Below are 16,856 nucleotides of genomic sequence, written 5' to 3'. Positions count from 1 at the left end.
TGTCGGCCAAATAGGTTTCTTTCCTATCGCCGTTCAAGAAGAGCTATTTGCAATTATAGCGTGTTTCTATTTCAATCTTTTTACCGTGCCGTGTAAGGTAAAAAGCCAGGCTATTGGGTTTCTTTAGGATGGAATCATTGACACGAACAGACTTCCACAACAGGGAATCTTCGAGGTTACTAATATAAAACACATCGTTAAACCACCTACCTTTTATTTCAATAGTTCGGTACTGATGAGTATATTTTTTCAGTACTAAGCCGTCTAAAGTTAGATCTTTTGCTTTAGCCTCCAATTGGCATGGTTCGCTCATATAAAAACTCCTGAAAAAGCTCTTGTAGTTTTTTACGAACAGAATAGCCACAATAGCCATTACGATATACATCCTATTTCTCCGGGTATTCATCTTTATAAAAAAGAAAAGCGGATGTATAATTACATCCACTTCCTTTAAAATCGTTTAATATTCTATAATATTAATTAATCTTCGTTATCGATGCCGCCCCCGATTTATCGCTGCTTACGTTCGATGGGCTGCCACGGTACTCAATCTCTGACGAGCCGCTACTGTGTACGCCAAGGTCTTTGAGCACGTTAATGCGGCAATGGCTGGCGCCGGAAGTTTCGATATCGTATTTGCCTACTACAAAATCAAGCGCATCTATATCGCTACTGCCACTTAAATTTACATGGTGCGATGCCGCCTGGCCCTTCAGCTTCAGTTCGGTGCTACCGCTGCCCTCGGTATGCACGTCGGCGGCGCTGATGTCCAGGTCTACATGGGTAGACCCTGAAAAATCAAGGTCGAGGTCTTTAGTGGTGATGCGACCGATAGAAGATATTTCTACCGCGCCCGATGCTTCCAGCGATTCCAGTTGCTTAAGGCCGATGGTAACCAGCACCTGTGTTTGGCTTTGGATATTGCGGGTGGTGTAAATACGCAACTTGTTGCCTTCAATAACGGTTTTGATGTATTTAAGCAGATTATCGTCTGCAGTAACACTTACGGTAGAGGAACTATCCTGCGTAAGGATAACCTTTAACCCGCCTGATACATCAATTTTACTGAAGCTAACCACCGTACGCTTTTCGGTACCTGCTACGCCCGAGCCATGCACGGGCCTGAACCGCCTGCATGATGAAGTGAGCAAACTAACCGAAAGCACGGCTAAAATGAATATTTTGGTAAAGGTATTTTTCATGGTTTGTGTGTTTTGTTTTTTTGACGCCTTTATATGGCTTGAAGTTACATTAAAAACTAAATAAAAAAAGCCGTTGCCAGGCAACAGCTTTTTTGGTATATGTAGGGTTGTTTAAGATGCTGATTATAAGCCGGCGATATCTCTTCTGGCATCGATTTGTATTTTGCTTTCGTTTACGGTGATGAAGTTATCGTTTACCACGGTGGCAGAGTCGGCGTATTTTAAGCAGTACTCGGTAACGCTGCCGGTTAAGGTTACTTTGGCATTATCATTTACCATTAAGGTTGCGCGGTAAGCTTCCAAATTCAACTGGGCGGTAGCGTTGTTGTAAAGGTTAACGTCCAGGTCTATCTTAGATAAGCTGCCGAATGATTTGATGGCTGCGTTATCGTAAGCGGCAATCTCGCGCAAATCTGCGGCGGTAACCCATACTACCAATTTTTCAGTTTTATAGGATGATATACGCAACACGCCGTTCTGGCTTTGCACCAAAGCGCTTTCAGCGTAGTACTGGTTGTAAACCTTTACCTGGTCGGCATTGCCGTCTGATACGTAAAGCTCCACGTTTCCGTGTACTTCTATTTTGCTGATGTGGCTTACGTTTGTTAAGATGGTGCTTACTTCTTTGTTATCGTTTTTTACGGAAGCGAAGCTTGAATTTGTGTTACCCAAAGCTAATACTACGATAGCTAAGATGGTGAATATTGTTGTTTTCATGATATTTAATATTTTGATTGTTAGAACCTTATGTTGTTTAGTAACTTAATACACTAATAAGACGACCCCAACGCCGAAACGTTACAGCGCATTAGTGTAAATTAGACACAGTGCGGGTTTATATCGGTGAATGGTGGAAAAGGGTCGGCGAATGCAGATGCGCAGATTGCGGGGTTGTCTGAACCCGAATTTTAGGGGAATTAAATGAATGTGCAGAATTCCCTCAATGTCTTTTTACATCCTGCCCATTTTTAAAATTCGTATAATTCGGGTTCAGAAAAGAACGGCGTGCAGCCTCAATTTTCCCTAAAAAAATCGGTGTTTTTCTTCAAAAATCCGGGCTTATCGTTCAAAACACATTTTTGGGGCGATATGTGGCCAAAAGCACGCAATTTTCTCTAACTCTTTTCCGGCACCGGGCAGCCATCCCTCCTATCAAACAATAAAAAAGCCACCGCTTACGCGATGGCTCCTAAGAATATATGTTGAACTTTTGCAAAAGTAGTGCTTACAGGGCGGCTACGTCGTCTTTAGCCTGGATATGCTTGTTGGTAGTTTTATCGGCTTTGTTTACTGCTACCAAGTTAGTTTGGTTTACGCTTGCGCTTTGGTCGTGCGTTAAGCTGTAATCGGTTACGTTACCGGTAAGGTTGGCTTTAGCGCGGTCGTTCACAGTGATGTTTGCTTTAAAGGCATCCAGACTCAACTGTGCTGAGGCGTTATTGTACAGGTTAACGTCCAGGTCTATTTTAGACAGGTTGCCGAATGATTTTACTTCCGCGTTATCGTAAGCAGAGATGGTGCGCAGGTCGGCAGCAGTCACCCAAACTACCAGTGTTTTTGCATTGTAAGATGCAATGCGCAATACACCGTTATCATTTTGTACCAGGGCGCTTTCGGCGTAGTAACGGTTGTAAACTTTCACCTGGTCGGCACTGCCATCTGATACGAACAGCTGCACGTTACCACGGATTTCGATTTTGTTTATCTGGCTAACGTTTGTTAAAACGGTGGCTACTTCTTCGTTGTTATTGGTAGCGGCAAAGGTTGTTGTTACGGTACCTAAGGCTAAAGTTACGATGGTTGCTATGGTTAAAAATTTCGCTTTCATGATTCCTAATATTTTGATGGTGAGTATGTTTTGTGTTTTTTCGTTTTATTAAATACACCCATATGACGCCCCCATCGAGGAAACGTTACAGCAAAATATAGCCAAATAGACGTACGGGGCTATTACATCGGTGAACGCTGGAAAATGGTCGGCGAAAAAGAATAGTGATGTGCAGGTGTGCAGATTTCAGATGTGCAGATAAAACGAACATGAAGATTCGGCTCGATTCGTGACTTTTAGAAAAGAAATCTACATGGCGAACTAGCTGATTAGCGGTACTCAGAAATGATATATATTTACGAACCAAGTGTTATAAAAATGTTTGATTTTAATCAGCGTGGCCTTCTTATTCCCGAAACCACGATAGCGTGCAGTTTGGCAGCGTTTGAAGCGGAATTTGTTATTAGACCAAATATTGAAAAGCGCCGCTATTTATTTGAACAGTACAAATTGTATTGCAACGATTTGAAAGTTGTTTGCGGTAATAGCGATATAAAACAATGGATAGATGGATCCTACGTTACCAAAAATAAAAATCCACTGGATATTGATATCGTTTCCTTTATAGATTACGACATCGTAAAAGCTAAAGAAAAAGCGTTAAAACAATTCATCTATCCAAATAGCGTGCATGGTTATGGAATTGATGGCTATATTGTGGTTGTGCATTCTTCCGAAAGCAAGTTGTTTTATATCACCGAAGCCGACAAGGCATACTGATTAGACCATTTTGGTAAAACAAAACCAACCGCGCAGCGAAAAAGAGTGCCAAAAGGTTTTTTAGAAATAAATGTTTAAATTTGAATTATGAGGCGCATTCATCATTTAAAAGAATTGATTGAAAATATCAAAAAAACTGAAGAGATGATTTCCTTGCACAGGCAGGATGACCTTGGTTTGATGTCTGCTCAATACGAAATTTTAAAAGCAAAGCAAGTTGCTGAATTTATTGACGAGTTGGCAAAACCGCCTTTTCAATCTGTTGAGAGCTTTTCTTTGATAAAATTAATGATCAATAAATATTACCCATCCGACAAAGTAGAACAAAAGGAATTGAAGGAATTGGCATTAGCAATTTAGCCCCCCTCCTACAAATAATACTTCTCCCCGTCTGTTTTTATCTTGCCGGCATCCAGCAGCAGCCTTAAGGTTTCTATCTTTTCTTTTTCGGTGCCGCGCTTCAGGCTGGTTATCAGCTGGCCGATGTTGTGTGCATCTGCGCTTAACAGTTCTACTATTTCGTTGGTGATGTCCTCGAATATCTCCGAAGCGTTCTTTTGCCGCTTTTCGGTCAGGCATACATCGCATATGCCGCATTTAGCTGCGTTGGTTTCGTCGAAATAGGCCAGCAGCATCTGGCTGCGGCAACGCTTGTGCTCGGCATAAGCGAAAACAGCTTCCATCTTGTTGCGGTAGGTAGCCTTGCGGGCATCTATATCGGCCTTGTTGATAAATACATTATCGTTGTGCTGTCGTGGCATTAGCCAGGTTATCTGCGGCTTATCTGTTTGGGGCAGGTAGCTTAACAACTGGTAGCCGCTTAGTTGGGTCAACCCATTTACCACTTGCTGCACGCTCATGCCCGTACGACGCGCCAGATCGAACTCTTTCAGCCGCACATAATTCTCGAACGAGCCGCCGTACGAGCGCAGCAGCGTTTTGATGAATGTGTCCCAGCCGGGATTCTGTATCTGAAAGTTATAAAGTTCTTCGTTCGCCACCTCGAACCTGAAACGCGAGGGCAGGAACACACTCTCGTTAAAGGCCACATATTCGTTTTGCTCCAAAAACTTCAGCGCGTTCAGGGTTTTGATGGCATCGAGCTTATAGGTACCGCAAAAATCGCCGAGATCAAGGTCGAAGCTCATGCCCTCGCCACTCTCGTAAGCCACCCGGCAGTAATTGGCCAGGTAATGGTAGGTTTGTTTAATTTCGTTAACCGAGGGAAAACTCTGCAGAAACACTTTCTCGCGGCGCAGCCTGTCTATACCATCGTAAAGTAAAACCCCATAAGCCTTTTGCTCATCGCGCCCCGCCCTACCAGCTTCCTGGTAATAGGCCTCCAGACTGTCGGGAGCCTCCAGGTGTACCACGAAACGCACATCCGGCTTATCTATCCCCATGCCGAAAGCATTGGTAGCTACAATGATGCGGGTGCGGTTGTTTTTCCAAGCCTCTTGTTTTTCGCTGCGCTCATCGGCACTAAGGCCGCCGTGGTAATAATCAGCCTTGTAGTTGTGTTCGTTCAGGAATTTGGCCACATCGGCAGTGCCTTTCCGTGTGCGCACATAAACAATGCCGCTACCTTTTACCCCGCTAACGATATCCATCAGGGCGCGGCTCTTATTTTCGGCGTGGCGCACCACATAACTTATATTTTTACGGGCAAAGCTTTGCTGATAAAGCGCGCTGCCTGGCTTAAACAATAGCTTCTCCTGAATATCTACGCGAACATCGGCGGTGGCCGTTGCTGTGAGGGCCAATACAGGTACATTGGGGTGCAGATCGCGCAGTTCGGCAATATGAAGATAGGGCGGACGGAAATCATAACCCCATTGCGATATGCAATGCGCTTCATCTACCGCAAAAAGGTTCACCTTCATGTACTTGATGCGCTCGCGAACCAGTTCGGATAACAAACGCTCGGGCGAGAGGTACAGGAACTTGGTATAGCCGTAAATGCAATTATCCAGCGCGATATCCACCTCGCGGCGGCTCATGCCCGATACGATAGAAACCGCATCGATGCCCTTTTCCTTCAGGTTCTCCACCTGGTCTTTCATCAGCGCGATGAGTGGCGATACCACGATACAGATGCCGTCCTTCGCCAATGCGGGTATTTGGAAACATACGGATTTTCCCCCTCCTGTAGGTAGCAAGGCCAGCGTATCGTGCCCCTGCAATACCGACGCAATGATCTCTTCCTGCATTGGCCGGAAGGTATCGTGCCCCCAATATTGCTTAAGCAGTTCGCGTGTGGTCATCTGGCTGGTTATAAAAAAAGCCCGGCAAATGGCGGGCTTTTATAGTATTTATCGCGGTGTTCAATCTGTTAGAAAGAAATCAACCGTCATGCCGAACTTGTTTCGGTACCCCATCATAAAAGCAGCCACTATGCTAAAACGCGTTGCATGTTCGCGAGCCTTGCAAGTGGGGTGCCGAAACAAGTTCGGCATGACGTGGTTTGGGATTTGCATCATAGCGAAGGGTTTTAAACCCATCGCTATGATGCAAAAAGGCTTATCTACCTTCCCTCAATATCGGTATATTCCCTATCCGTTGCACCAACGTATATCTGGCGCGGGCGACCGATAGGTTCTTTGTTAGCTTTCATTTCTTTCCACTGGGCTATCCATCCCGGCAAGCGGCCAAGGGCAAACAACACCGTAAACATTTCTGTAGGGAAGCCCAAAGCAGTATAAATAATGCCCGAGTAAAAATCTACGTTAGGGTATAATTTGCGCTCTACAAAGTATGGGTCGCTAAGGGCAACTTCTTCCAGCTTTTTGGCAATCTCCAGGGTTTCGTCCTGTATGTGCAGTTTTTCTAATATATCGTCGCAGGCTTTTTTGATGATCTTTGCCCTCGGGTCGAAGTTTTTGTAAACACGGTGACCAAAACCCATCAAACGGAAAGGGTCGTTTTTATCTTTGGCTTTCTTTATCCATTTATCGGTATCGCCGCCATCTTCTTTTATCTGCTGCAGCATCTCTATCACCGCCTGGTTGGCGCCGCCATGTAGCGGTCCCCAAAGCGCAGATATACCTGCCGAAATAGACGCATAGAGGTTAGCATCTGAAGAACCTACGATGCGAACAGTTGAGGCCGAGCAGTTTTGCTCATGATCTGCATGCAGTATCAGCAACTTATTCATAGCGCTTACCACAACCGGGTCTATTACCACATCTTCGGTAAGTTGCCCAAAGGTCATGTGCAAAAAGTTGGTTACATAATCCAGCTTATTCTGCGGATACATCATGGGATGGCCCAACGATTTTTTGTATATCCACGATACGATGGTGCTCATCTTGGCAATCAGCTTGATAATTTCCAGGTTTACTTCTTCGGCAGTTTGGCCCTGCTTAAGCGATGCCGGGTTGAAAGCCGCCAAAGCGCCAATTAACGACGACAACTGCCCCATAGGGTGCGAACCGGACGGGAAGCCATCGAAGAACTTCTTCATATCCTCGTGCACCAGGGTATGCCGGCTAATTTCGCGGCCAAAGTTTTCCAATTGCTCCGTAGTGGGCAAATCGCCATATATCAGCAGGTAGGCCACCTCTATAAAAGTCGATTTTTCGGCCAGCTCTTCTATTGGATAACCGCGGTATTTCAATATGCCTACCTCGCCATCTAAAAATGTAATGGCGCTTTTGGTGGCGCCGGTATTTTTATACCCTACATCCAGGGTAACGTAGCCGCTTAAGTCGCGCAGTTTAGAAATATCTATCGCCTTTTCGCCCTCGGTGCCTTCAATAACAGGCAGTTCGTATGTTTTATCACCAATTTTTAGTTGTGCGGTATTAGACATGGAAAATATAGTATTTGCAACAAATGTAAGTAAATATGCGTATAAACAGGCTGTAAGATACAATTTACTAATTGTAAAATTCTTATGCCTGTGCATACATTTTTGCCGTATATTAGTTTGCTAATGTTAAAAAAATACTCCTTGCATGGCGTTTAAAGAAAAACCCCTGCTGAAGATAGATAATGACCATACGGTTTACCGCCTGCTTCTGCTGGGTTTGCTTATAGCAGGCCCATCGCTACACTATTTGTGTTATTACAACTCTTACGATCCTATTTGGCTAAGGGCTATTAACTGCCTGTTTTGTGCGGTAGCGCTTGCGCTGTCGTTCAGTAACTATAAAACGGCCTACAAATACGCGGTTTATGCAACTATAATAGGCTACCTGGCCATCAACAATGGCATACTGCTGAGCAGAAATGGATTTGAGCATGTGTACCTGTTCAGCTCTGTTACCATATTTATCTCGCTTACTTTCTTTTGTAACAAACGTTGGGAGTTCATCACCATCAGCGTTTTGAACCTTGCGGTTATCCTTAGCGCCTATTATACCGCGCCAAAGCTGTTTATTTCGGGCACCGTACTCGTGGTGTTGATGGTAATATTTACCTTGATTGCCTATGTATCGTTCTTTGTGATGATCAGCTATCAGCAGCAGTTCAGGAAGGCCATAAACGATGTATTGCTATTGAACGAAACCCTGGTAGCCAACGACATTACGCTGCGGGAAAGCCGCCAGCAACTCCACGCGCTCATCAGTTCAATGAACGATACCATTTTCGAGCTCGACGAGAACATCATATGCCTCAACGTGTGGTTTGGCCCGCACAGCCCGCCTTACCTCACACGCGAACAATTCCTGCATAAACATCTGTTCGATGCAATGGGCCCAACCCAGGCCGAACCATTTGCAAGGGCATATGATTACGTAATGAAATACCGCGAACCGTACACCATTGAGTTTCCCTCTCTGTATGGGCAGCCCAAATGGTTTATGGCCAAGGCCGCACCCGTGTTCGACGTAAACGGCAACTATCTACACCGTATATCGGTATCGGTTACCGATATTACCGAGGAAAAAAAGCGTGCTGATGCCTTGAAAGAGAACGAGCAACTGTTGCAACAGGCGCATAGCATTGCCAAAACCGGTAACTGGTGGTTTGACGCCCTGACACGGGAGAGCTATTGGTCGGACAACTTATTTAATGTACTAGAGGTTGACGCTATACCTGGCACACTCACCATGTTTCAATATTATATGAGCATGGTACACCCGGACGATTTGGAGCGCACTACTGAATATTTTAACAATATCACCCAGGTTACCAATCCGGCGCATGAGCATAAAATGGTTACCCCAAAAGGCAATCTCAAGTACATCAAAGTACTGCGCGGCGATTTGCAATACGATGAAAACGGTCTGTTGAAGCGAATTATAGGCATTATACAAGATGTTACCGAAGCCCGCCTTGCCGAAAAAGCCATCAAAGTGAGCCAGATAGAGCTTTTAGAAGCACAAAAGATAGCCAAGATAGGCAACTGGAAATTTGATAACGCAACCAAGCTGCTCAGCTGGAGCGATGAGGTAAACGCCATTTATGAGTTGGAGGAGCACGAGGCATCGCTCTCGCACGCGGGCCGCGCCTTAATCAAATACATCCACCCCGACGACCGGTATGTTATACGCAACTTGTTTAGCCCCGCTTCAGATATCGCTGTGGAATACCGCATCATTACGCCAAGGGGCACTTTAAAGTACATCAGCGTAAATACCGGCAATTTGATACTGCGCGATGATGGTAGCCTGCGCAAGATCGTAGGCACCCTGCAGGATATTACCCAGCGCAAACAGGCCGAAATAGAACACAAAAGCACCGAAAATAAATTTCGCCAGGTACTGCAAACCATTAACCTGGCCGCTATTTCGCTGGACGAAAAGGGGCACGTGATATTTTGCAACAACTATTTAGCCCATTTGCTGGGCTACCAGCAGGAAGAAATTTTGGGTATGAACTGGATGCAAAAGTTTGTGCCCGAAGATCTGCGCGAAATGATGACCGGCTGGTTTAAAAACAATAGTGTAAAAGCGCATTATGTAAACCCGGTTATCTGCCGCAACGGCGAGCAGCGCACCATCAGCTGGCAAAACACCATCAGTTATGATGACGATGGCAACCTTAAAGGCACAACCAGCATTGGCGAAGATATTACCCGGCAGCAAATTGCCCGGCAAGAGTTAATTACGGCAAAAGAACAGGCCGAACGCGCCTCGCGCTTTAAATCGGAGTTCCTTTCTATCATGAGCCATGAGATACGCACACCCATGAATGCGGTGATAGGCACCACTAACCTGCTGCTGGCCGAAGACCCGCGACCCGAACAGCTGGAATACCTCAACACGCTCAAATTCAGCGGAGAGAACCTGCTGGCTATCATTAACGATATATTAGATTATAATAAGATCGAAGCCGGCAAACTGGTGCTCAATAACACGCCTTTCAACATTCATCACCTGGCGCAAAACATCAGGCAATCGTTCTACGCCCGGGCGGTAGAGAAAAACCTGGAAATAGAGCTCATTGCAGACTCAAACATCCCCGAGTATATCATAGGCGACCAAACCCGCCTTAGCCAGATATTGATTAACCTGGTGAACAACGCCGTGAAATTTACCAAACATGGCAAGGTAGGTATAGTGCTGCAACAAGAACAGGCTACCGATAAAGAGATACTTATCACATTTAAAGTTACCGATACGGGCATTGGCATAGCAGCCGAAAACTTCGGGATCATATTCGACCCTTTTATACAGGAAGACCAGGTTATCAATGCAGATTATGGAGGTACCGGGCTTGGGTTGGCCATAACCAAAAGGTTGGTAGAGCTTTACAAAAGCAGCATACACGTTACCAGCGAGCTGGGTAAGGGAACCCAGTTTATTTTTTCGGTATGGTTCCAAGTGGCAGAGCAGGCCCTTGCGGTGCCCGAAAAACCTGCCGCTACCCCATTGCCGCCCAACCTGTATGGGATGAATATTTTGGTGGTAGATGATAATAAGATGAATATTATGATAGCCGCCAAATTTCTCAAAAAATGGCAGGCTAATGTAGATGATGCTGCCAACGGACTAATAGCCGTGCAAATGGCAAGCGAAAAGGCTTACGACTTAATTATTATGGACCTCCAAATGCCCGTGATGGATGGCTTTGAGGCTTCGGCTATCATCAAAGAAAAACAACCTTCGCTGCCGATAATAGCATTTACGGCCGATGCCATGCCAGAAACTCATACTAAGGCTTTTGAGCACGGCATGACAGATTTCCTGACTAAGCCCTTCGTGCCCGAGGTGCTCTTCGAGATGATATCAAAGCACTGCAAACCGGTAATACCTGAGAATATTTAATAGTGGTTTGATGCTTATACCTTTGATCTGTAAGAAACGAGGGCTTTACGGGAAAAACAGATTGCTGCCGCTATTATAAACGACATAGATAAGCCAAAGGCTGTATGTTTCTGGAAAATATAGATATCCGGATATGGCGTGCCATTGTACACCACCGGCCAGGGAAATCGCTTTTTTAAATAATGCGCGCGACGGATTGCGCGATTCCCCTCTAGAGGGTGGAGGGGTGTGTTTGTACGTTATGCATTGCGGCTAACACACCCCTGCTCTCGCACAGCCCCGCACGCCCCCTCTCGAGAGGGGAATCAAAAATTTAAAAGCGATTTCCACGACACACCGGCGCGATAAATAGCCCGAACACGCAAAGCCTGCCCAATACAAAAGCTGCAAACAGTTCTGATAGCAGGTACATCATGATGCAATAGGCTGCGATGTGCTTGAGCTTGTTTGCAGCGAAATAATAGAATAAGAAAGAACAGGCAAGAAAGCCCAGGGCCATCAGTACCGAGACGAGCAGGAACATGCCCCTCGTTTGGCTGCATCCTGAATCTGCGGCAAATACACAAAATCGAACACCAGCGCAAAACTGATGGCATACGTGAAATGGTCTGAAGCAACAGGCGGCAGTAGTTTAAAATGCTTTTGCATTGCCCGCCTGGTGCTTATTAATTGGTACGTATAGCCTCAACAGGGTCCATACGGGATGCAAACCAGGCCGGCACAATGCCTGCGATAATGCCGATGATTACCGAGATACTTAGCCCTCTGATAATATTGGTTGCGTCTAAAACAATCTGGAGCCCCGAAGCTGCCTTGGCCCCTATGGTACCCAGGTACACCAGCCCCAGCCCGATAAGCCCCCCCATCAAGCAAAGCACAACAGATTCGATAAGGAACTGTAATAAGATGAAGTAATTTTTGGCACCCAATGATTTTTGTATGCCAATGATGTTGGTACGCTCTTTTACCGATACGAACATGATATTGGCAATACCGAAACCGCCAACCAATACGCTAAAGCCGCCTATGATGGCGCCAGCCACGTTCACGAAGCCGAAGACGCTATCCAGCTGGTTGGAGATAACGCTTGATTTATTGAGCGCGAAGTTATCTTCATCGCCGGGGCGAATGCTCCGGATAGAGCGCATCAGCCCGCGCACTTCGCTCTCCACCTCCGTTTCCGAAAGGTTATCCGCACCCCGTATTACGAGTGATGGCGAATATTTTTCGTTTTCTATATCGATAACGTTCTTGGCAAAATTCAAAGGCACCAACACTTGCTTATCGGTAGAGATCCCCAGCATATCGTCGCCTTGCTTGCTAAAAACGCCCACTATGGTAACCTTACGGCCCATCAGTTTTATTTGCTTGCCCACGGCATCGCCTGCAGGAAAAAGGTTATCGGCAATATCATAGCCTATGATAGTAATTGGGGAACCCGTGCGCGATTCCATATCCGTAAAATAACGCCCGTCCTGAAAATCGAAGCTGATTACCTTATCATGCTCGTGCGACACGGCACCGATCTGTGCACCATCTACCGTGTTGCTCCCGTATTTTACGGTTCGGTTATCGATACTTATTTCGTAGGTAATAGCCTTGGCAGTTTGGCTGCGGCGGCGCATCTGCTCGAAATCGCGCAGTTTGGGCACCGGACGCTGCATATACTTCCACCAGGGGAAGTTATCTTCGCCTACCCAAGGCCATTTCTCTACGTAAATACTGTTGTTGCCCAGCTTATTTACGCTTGCCTGCAAGTTATTCCGCAAGGTATCAACAGCAGAACGAACCGCTATAATGGTAAATATACCAATGGTCACGCCCAACAGGGACAGCAACGTGCGCAGCTTGTTTTGCCTAAGCGCATCGTATGCAAACAGGAAGCTCTCGCGGATAAGTTTTAATATGATCATATCGGTATCTTTATAGTAACAAGCAATCCGCCCCGCGCTTTTATAGCTGTGCCGGGCGATATGGGTTTTAGACTGCGGCTGCGGCTTTAAGTTACAGCAATCTACATAAAAGTATTTTTCTAATAATCAAAACGAAATGTTAGAAAAATCGGTTAAACTAATAAAAAATCCGTACATTTGCGCCCTGAAAATTCATATATAAAGCATGAAATTATCCCAGTTTAAATTCAATTTACCCGAGTCACTTATCGCTCATTCGCCATCAGATATACGCGATCAATCGCGCTTAATGGTGCTTCACCGCGATTCGGGCAAAATTGAGCATAAAATATTCAAGGATATATTGGATTATTTTGACGATAAGGATGTAATGATCCTGAACAACACCAAAGTATTCCCTGCGCGCATGTATGGCAACAAAGAAAAAACCGGTGCCACCATCGAAGTTTTCCTGCTGCGCGAACTTAATAAAGAACTACGCCTTTGGGACGTTTTGGTTGACCCGGCTCGTAAAATACGCGTAGGCAACAAGTTATATTTTGGCGACGACGACTTGCTGATAGCAGAGGTTGTGGATAACACCACATCGCGTGGCCGCACCATCCGCTTTTTATTCGATGGTACCGACGAAGAATTCCGCCGTAACGTAGAGATACTGGGCGAGACACCGCTGCCAAAATACATCAAACGCAAAGCCACTGCCGACGATAAAGAACGCTACCAAACCATATTTGCCAAGCACGAAGGTGCAGTTGCTGCCCCTACCGCAGGCCTGCACTTTAGCCGCGAGCTGATGAAACGCCTGGAACTAAAAGGCGTTGAATTTGCCGAGGTTACCCTGCATGTTGGTTTAGGTACTTTCCGCCCGGTTGAGGTGGAGGATCTGACCAAACACAAGATGGATAGCGAACAATTCATTATCGAGCAGAAACAAGCTGATATCGTAAACCGCGGCATAGAGCGTAAAAGCCGTATTTGCGCCGTAGGTACTACTTCTATGCGTACTATTGAGTCGGCTGTATCGGCCAACAAAACGCTTAAAGCAGCAAACGATTGGACCAGCAAGTTCATCTTCCCGCCGTACGAATTCAGCATAGCCAACAGCATGATCACCAACTTCCACACGCCGGAATCTACCTTATTGATGATGATAAGCGCATTTGGCGGTTACGAGCACGTAATGAATGCCTACGAAGTTGCCGTGAAAGAGAAATACCGCTTTTACAGCTACGGCGATGCGATGCTGATAATCTAATTAGATTTGAGACATTAGATATGAGATTTGAGACAGGAAGCTCAATCTCGCTAGAAATACGAATGAGGTATGGACGAAAGTTTATATCTCATTTTTGTTTTATAGCTTTGGTAACCTATGAGCGTGTTCCACATTATATTATCGCTACTTTTCTTTATTTTAGAAATAGCTGCCGTAATTGCAGTGGTCCGCCTCGTTAACAATTGGATAGCAAAGCGCAGAACCAAACGAGATGCTGCGGCAATTAAAGTAAAAACTATGGTATTAGATGTTACCGCTACAGGTATACATATCAATAACGAGCGGCAATTTGACTTTAAGGTAGAAATACCTGAAGCCCAGGGAACATCGAAGACGGTAATGGTAACGCAATCCTTTTTAAACGGCACCCAGCCCAACGTGGGTGATGAAATAACGGTATGCATTAACCCTAATGACAAATACGACCGTTGGATACACGGTGAGATTTATACCACCAGTACTACAATATTTGGCATCACTATTAATTACAGAAAAACCAGATGGACAAGCAACGAGGGAGTTAACTGATAACACAGTGTCTCACATCTTAAATCTGACATCTCATATCTACAGTTACATGGCTTCCAATCCCTCATCTAAAATCTCTAATCTAAAATCTAAATATTACGCTGTCATCGTAGCCGGTGGTTCGGGTACGCGGATGCAGTCGGTTTTGCCGAAGCAATTCATTGAGTTGAACGGCAAGCCGGTGTTGATGCATACCCTGGAGGCTTTTGCCGGCAGCACTTTGCAACCGCAGCTGGTTGTGGTACTACATGCGAGCTATCATGAACTATGGAAAGAGCTCTGCGCTGTGCATAACTTCGCAATAATACATACATTAATTGCGGGCGGCGAAACACGCTTTCATTCCGTAAAGAATGCCATTGACCAGATTACCGATAAAAATGTGCTAATTGCTGTACACGATGCCGTTAGACCGCTGATAAGCCCTGCGGTGATAGATGAGGCCTACAACTGCGCCGAGGCACAAGGCAGCGCTGTGGTGGCGGTTAAAAGTCGCGACTCCGTACGGCAGTTGCGTGGGGATACCTCGCAAAGCTTAAACCGCGATGACATATACCTGGTACAAACCCCGCAAACGTTCCGCTCGGCATTGCTAAGGGAAGCCTACCAACAACCTTTCGATCCTAAGTTTACCGATGATGCATCGGTAGTAGAACAGCTTGGCTTTGAAATACAGCTTATTGAGGGCAACTACAGCAATATTAAAATAACTTTCCCTGATGATATTGCTATCGCAGAAACGCTTATAAACAAAAAACCACCGGCCCGATAAGCCGATGGTTAATTATTTTACTTACAGGTAGACTAATCAGGCTCTCCTGATAACGCCAAGCAATAAAGCGATAATAGCAATTACCAATAATACGTGGATAATATTGCCGCCGAAGGGGCTAACGAACGCGCCAAAAATCCAGATAACGACCAGGATAACTGCGATAAGGTACAATAAGCTTCTCATGTTGTAGTGTTTTTATATGTTAATACTTCAGTAGATTGTATTTGGCCTAATACCAAAATCATTCCAAAAAGTGATGGACATAAAAATTTGATGCATTAATGTATCCTCATGTATCATAAAGCAGAGGGGCGGTATGGAAAAACCCCGATAGATTTCCAATTACCCGGGATAACGGTTATAGTAACCGATAACCTCTCGCAATGCTTTGTTTTTGACAGATACGCATACAAGTATAAATAGACAGCAACTCCAAAATCGTTCGCAACAGGCTTAAAACAAAAAAGCCCCCGCAAAATGCAGAGGCCCTAAGTATTATACAAGTATAGTTAATACTCGTCTTCGTTAAAAAAGAAATCGTCTTTAGTAGGGTAATCCGGCCAAATCTCCTCTATGTTCTCATACGGTTCGCCATCGTCTTCCAACGCCTGCAGGTTCTCTATAACCTCTACCGGCGCGCCAGAACGGATTGCATAATCAATTAATTCATCTTTTGTTGCCGGCCATGGCGCATCTTCTAAGTGCGATGCTAATTCAAGTGTCCAATACATGTTTTTATATTAGTTGGGTAAATTTCCTTTTTCGCAAAAGTATAATATTTTTAAATTGATTTTTACTATTTTTTTGTAATTTTTTTTACAACCTTGGTAACCACTGATTTTCAGTAACTTTTGCATTAAACCCTACCATCCGCCCCAGCGTAAATAGGTAGTCGCTCAACCGGTTAAGATAAATATTCACCAGTTCATCAACTGTACTTTCCTCCGCCAGGTGCACACTTAAACGCTCGGCGCGACGGCAAACACAGCGGGCTATGTGGCAGTAAGATATAACATTATTTCCGCCCGGCAAAATAAAATGGCGCAATTCGGGCAAAGTTTCGTTCATACGGTCCATTTCCTGCTCCAACAGCTCCACGTCGCCGGGTTTTAGGTCGGGCGTTATCATGCGCGATTTCTCCTGGTCGGCCGCCAGCGAGGAGCCGATGGTGAATAACCTGTCCTGTATTTCTTTCAGTATGTCCTTATCATGCGTTGCCAGGGACTGATCGCGTATGAGGCCTATCCAACTGTTCAGCTCATCCACAGTGCCGTAGCTTTCTATGCGGAGGTGGTGCTTGGGCACACGGGTACCGCCAATTAAAGAAGTGTAGCCTTTATCGCCGGTTTTAGTATATATCTTCATCTCATGTTTATGATTAACCACAAAGGCCGCTAAGA

17 protein-coding genes are annotated in these 16,856 nt (G+C 45.3%); 6 read left to right on the top strand and 11 right to left on the bottom strand.

Annotated elements, in window-relative coordinates; all coding sequences use genetic code 11:
* Positions 1 to 43: 43 nt before the first annotated feature.
* The 4 genes from E2R66_RS17480 to E2R66_RS17465 all read right to left on the bottom strand — a co-directional run bounded on the left by E2R66_RS17480 (position 44) and on the right by E2R66_RS17465 (position 3,030).
* Positions 44 to 406: a hypothetical protein gene (locus tag E2R66_RS17480; RefSeq protein WP_133232679.1), complete on the bottom strand. Its 363-nt coding sequence runs from the start codon at positions 404 to 406 to the stop codon at positions 44 to 46.
* A gap of 70 nt (positions 407 to 476) precedes the next feature.
* Positions 477 to 1,202, bottom strand: a complete 726-nt coding sequence (locus tag E2R66_RS17475) for a head GIN domain-containing protein (RefSeq protein WP_133232681.1) — start codon at positions 1,200 to 1,202, stop codon at positions 477 to 479.
* Positions 1,203 to 1,325: 123 nt separating this feature from the next.
* Entirely contained in the window at positions 1,326 to 1,919 is a 594-nt protein-coding gene (locus E2R66_RS17470) for a GIN domain-containing protein (protein WP_133232683.1), read from the bottom strand.
* 508 nt (positions 1,920 to 2,427) lie between these two features.
* Positions 2,428 to 3,030: a GIN domain-containing protein gene (locus E2R66_RS17465; protein ID WP_133232685.1), complete on the bottom strand. Its 603-nt coding sequence runs from the start codon at positions 3,028 to 3,030 to the stop codon at positions 2,428 to 2,430.
* Positions 3,031 to 3,348: 318 nt separating this feature from the next.
* On the opposite strand from E2R66_RS17465, the gene E2R66_RS17460 reads away from it, so the two are divergent.
* Entirely contained in the window at positions 3,349 to 3,750 is a 402-nt protein-coding gene (locus tag E2R66_RS17460; protein ID WP_133232687.1) for a DUF6932 family protein, read from the top strand.
* Between the two features lie 87 nt (positions 3,751 to 3,837).
* On the top strand, positions 3,838 to 4,110 hold the full coding sequence (locus E2R66_RS17455) for a hypothetical protein (RefSeq protein WP_133232689.1): 273 nt from the start codon (positions 3,838 to 3,840) through the stop codon (positions 4,108 to 4,110).
* Positions 4,111 to 4,118: 8 nt separating this feature from the next.
* Here E2R66_RS17455 and E2R66_RS17450 read toward each other — a convergent pair whose 3' ends face one another.
* Positions 4,119 to 6,014 carry a RecQ family ATP-dependent DNA helicase gene (locus tag E2R66_RS17450; RefSeq protein ID WP_133232691.1) on the bottom strand — a complete coding sequence of 632 codons (1,896 nt, stop codon included), beginning with the start codon at positions 6,012 to 6,014 and terminating at the stop codon, positions 4,119 to 4,121.
* Between the two features lie 260 nt (positions 6,015 to 6,274).
* Entirely contained in the window at positions 6,275 to 7,561 is a 1,287-nt protein-coding gene (locus tag E2R66_RS17445; protein WP_133232693.1) for a citrate synthase, read from the bottom strand.
* A gap of 145 nt (positions 7,562 to 7,706) precedes the next feature.
* On the opposite strand from E2R66_RS17445, the gene E2R66_RS17440 reads away from it, so the two are divergent.
* Entirely contained in the window at positions 7,707 to 10,964 is a 3,258-nt protein-coding gene (locus E2R66_RS17440; RefSeq protein WP_133232695.1) for a PAS domain-containing hybrid sensor histidine kinase/response regulator, read from the top strand.
* A 313-nt stretch (positions 10,965 to 11,277) separates the two neighbouring features.
* On the opposite strand, the gene E2R66_RS17435 is transcribed toward E2R66_RS17440, so the two are convergent.
* Both E2R66_RS17435 and E2R66_RS17430 read right to left on the bottom strand, forming a co-directional pair.
* Entirely contained in the window at positions 11,278 to 11,487 is a 210-nt protein-coding gene (locus E2R66_RS17435) for a hypothetical protein (RefSeq protein WP_133232697.1), read from the bottom strand.
* A gap of 142 nt (positions 11,488 to 11,629) precedes the next feature.
* Positions 11,630 to 12,877 (bottom strand): ABC transporter permease, encoded by a 1,248-nt coding sequence (locus tag E2R66_RS17430; RefSeq protein ID WP_133232699.1) that lies wholly within the window; start codon positions 12,875 to 12,877, stop codon positions 11,630 to 11,632.
* 205 nt (positions 12,878 to 13,082) lie between these two features.
* On the opposite strand from E2R66_RS17430, the gene queA reads away from it, so the two are divergent.
* The 3 genes from queA (at position 13,083) to E2R66_RS17415 (ending at position 15,453) form a co-directional block, all read left to right on the top strand.
* Positions 13,083 to 14,132, top strand: coding sequence for a tRNA preQ1(34) S-adenosylmethionine ribosyltransferase-isomerase QueA (gene queA, locus E2R66_RS17425; RefSeq protein WP_133232701.1), 1,050 nt, complete (start codon positions 13,083 to 13,085; stop codon positions 14,130 to 14,132).
* Positions 14,133 to 14,249: 117 nt separating this feature from the next.
* Positions 14,250 to 14,681: a hypothetical protein gene (locus E2R66_RS17420; RefSeq protein ID WP_133232703.1), complete on the top strand. Its 432-nt coding sequence runs from the start codon at positions 14,250 to 14,252 to the stop codon at positions 14,679 to 14,681.
* A gap of 49 nt (positions 14,682 to 14,730) precedes the next feature.
* Entirely contained in the window at positions 14,731 to 15,453 is a 723-nt protein-coding gene (locus tag E2R66_RS17415) for a 2-C-methyl-D-erythritol 4-phosphate cytidylyltransferase (RefSeq protein WP_133232705.1), read from the top strand.
* A 36-nt stretch (positions 15,454 to 15,489) separates the two neighbouring features.
* Here E2R66_RS17415 and E2R66_RS17410 read toward each other — a convergent pair whose 3' ends face one another.
* From E2R66_RS17410 to E2R66_RS17400, 3 genes are all read right to left on the bottom strand, one after another.
* Positions 15,490 to 15,639 (bottom strand): lmo0937 family membrane protein, encoded by a 150-nt coding sequence (locus E2R66_RS17410; RefSeq protein WP_133232707.1) that lies wholly within the window; start codon positions 15,637 to 15,639, stop codon positions 15,490 to 15,492.
* A gap of 326 nt (positions 15,640 to 15,965) precedes the next feature.
* On the bottom strand, positions 15,966 to 16,187 hold the full coding sequence (locus E2R66_RS17405) for a DUF2795 domain-containing protein (protein WP_002996718.1): 222 nt from the start codon (positions 16,185 to 16,187) through the stop codon (positions 15,966 to 15,968).
* An 85-nt stretch (positions 16,188 to 16,272) separates the two neighbouring features.
* The gene (locus tag E2R66_RS17400) at positions 16,273 to 16,821 is read right to left on the bottom strand and encodes a cob(I)yrinic acid a,c-diamide adenosyltransferase (RefSeq protein WP_133232709.1); all 549 of its coding nucleotides are present in this window, start codon (positions 16,819 to 16,821) and stop codon (positions 16,273 to 16,275) included.
* Positions 16,822 to 16,856 lie beyond the last annotated feature (35 nt).

Source organism: Mucilaginibacter psychrotolerans, assembly GCF_004519315.1.
GTDB lineage: Bacteria > Bacteroidota > Bacteroidia > Sphingobacteriales > Sphingobacteriaceae > Mucilaginibacter > Mucilaginibacter psychrotolerans.
Note: the sequence above shows the minus strand (reverse complement) of the source record. Positions and strands in the feature narration are given on the sequence as shown.

Coding starts and splice junctions, on each gene's coding strand:
- E2R66_RS17480 (WP_133232679.1), bottom strand. CDS start 406: ATGAATACCCGGAGAAATAGGATGTATATCGTAATGGCTATTGTGGCT.
- E2R66_RS17475 (WP_133232681.1), bottom strand. CDS start 1,202: ATGAAAAATACCTTTACCAAAATATTCATTTTAGCCGTGCTTTCGGTT.
- E2R66_RS17470 (WP_133232683.1), bottom strand. CDS start 1,919: ATGAAAACAACAATATTCACCATCTTAGCTATCGTAGTATTAGCTTTG.
- E2R66_RS17465 (WP_133232685.1), bottom strand. CDS start 3,030: ATGAAAGCGAAATTTTTAACCATAGCAACCATCGTAACTTTAGCCTTA.
- E2R66_RS17460 (WP_133232687.1), top strand. CDS start 3,349: ATGTTTGATTTTAATCAGCGTGGCCTTCTTATTCCCGAAACCACGATA.
- E2R66_RS17455 (WP_133232689.1), top strand. CDS start 3,838: ATGAGGCGCATTCATCATTTAAAAGAATTGATTGAAAATATCAAAAAA.
- E2R66_RS17450 (WP_133232691.1), bottom strand. CDS start 6,014: ATGACCACACGCGAACTGCTTAAGCAATATTGGGGGCACGATACCTTC.
- E2R66_RS17445 (WP_133232693.1), bottom strand. CDS start 7,561: ATGTCTAATACCGCACAACTAAAAATTGGTGATAAAACATACGAACTG.
- E2R66_RS17440 (WP_133232695.1), top strand. CDS start 7,707: ATGGCGTTTAAAGAAAAACCCCTGCTGAAGATAGATAATGACCATACG.
- E2R66_RS17435 (WP_133232697.1), bottom strand. CDS start 11,487: ATGTTCCTGCTCGTCTCGGTACTGATGGCCCTGGGCTTTCTTGCCTGT.
- E2R66_RS17430 (WP_133232699.1), bottom strand. CDS start 12,877: ATGATCATATTAAAACTTATCCGCGAGAGCTTCCTGTTTGCATACGAT.
- queA (WP_133232701.1), top strand. CDS start 13,083: ATGAAATTATCCCAGTTTAAATTCAATTTACCCGAGTCACTTATCGCT.
- E2R66_RS17420 (WP_133232703.1), top strand. CDS start 14,250: ATGAGCGTGTTCCACATTATATTATCGCTACTTTTCTTTATTTTAGAA.
- E2R66_RS17415 (WP_133232705.1), top strand. CDS start 14,731: ATGGCTTCCAATCCCTCATCTAAAATCTCTAATCTAAAATCTAAATAT.
- E2R66_RS17410 (WP_133232707.1), bottom strand. CDS start 15,639: ATGAGAAGCTTATTGTACCTTATCGCAGTTATCCTGGTCGTTATCTGG.
- E2R66_RS17405 (WP_002996718.1), bottom strand. CDS start 16,187: ATGTATTGGACACTTGAATTAGCATCGCACTTAGAAGATGCGCCATGG.
- E2R66_RS17400 (WP_133232709.1), bottom strand. CDS start 16,821: ATGAAGATATATACTAAAACCGGCGATAAAGGCTACACTTCTTTAATT.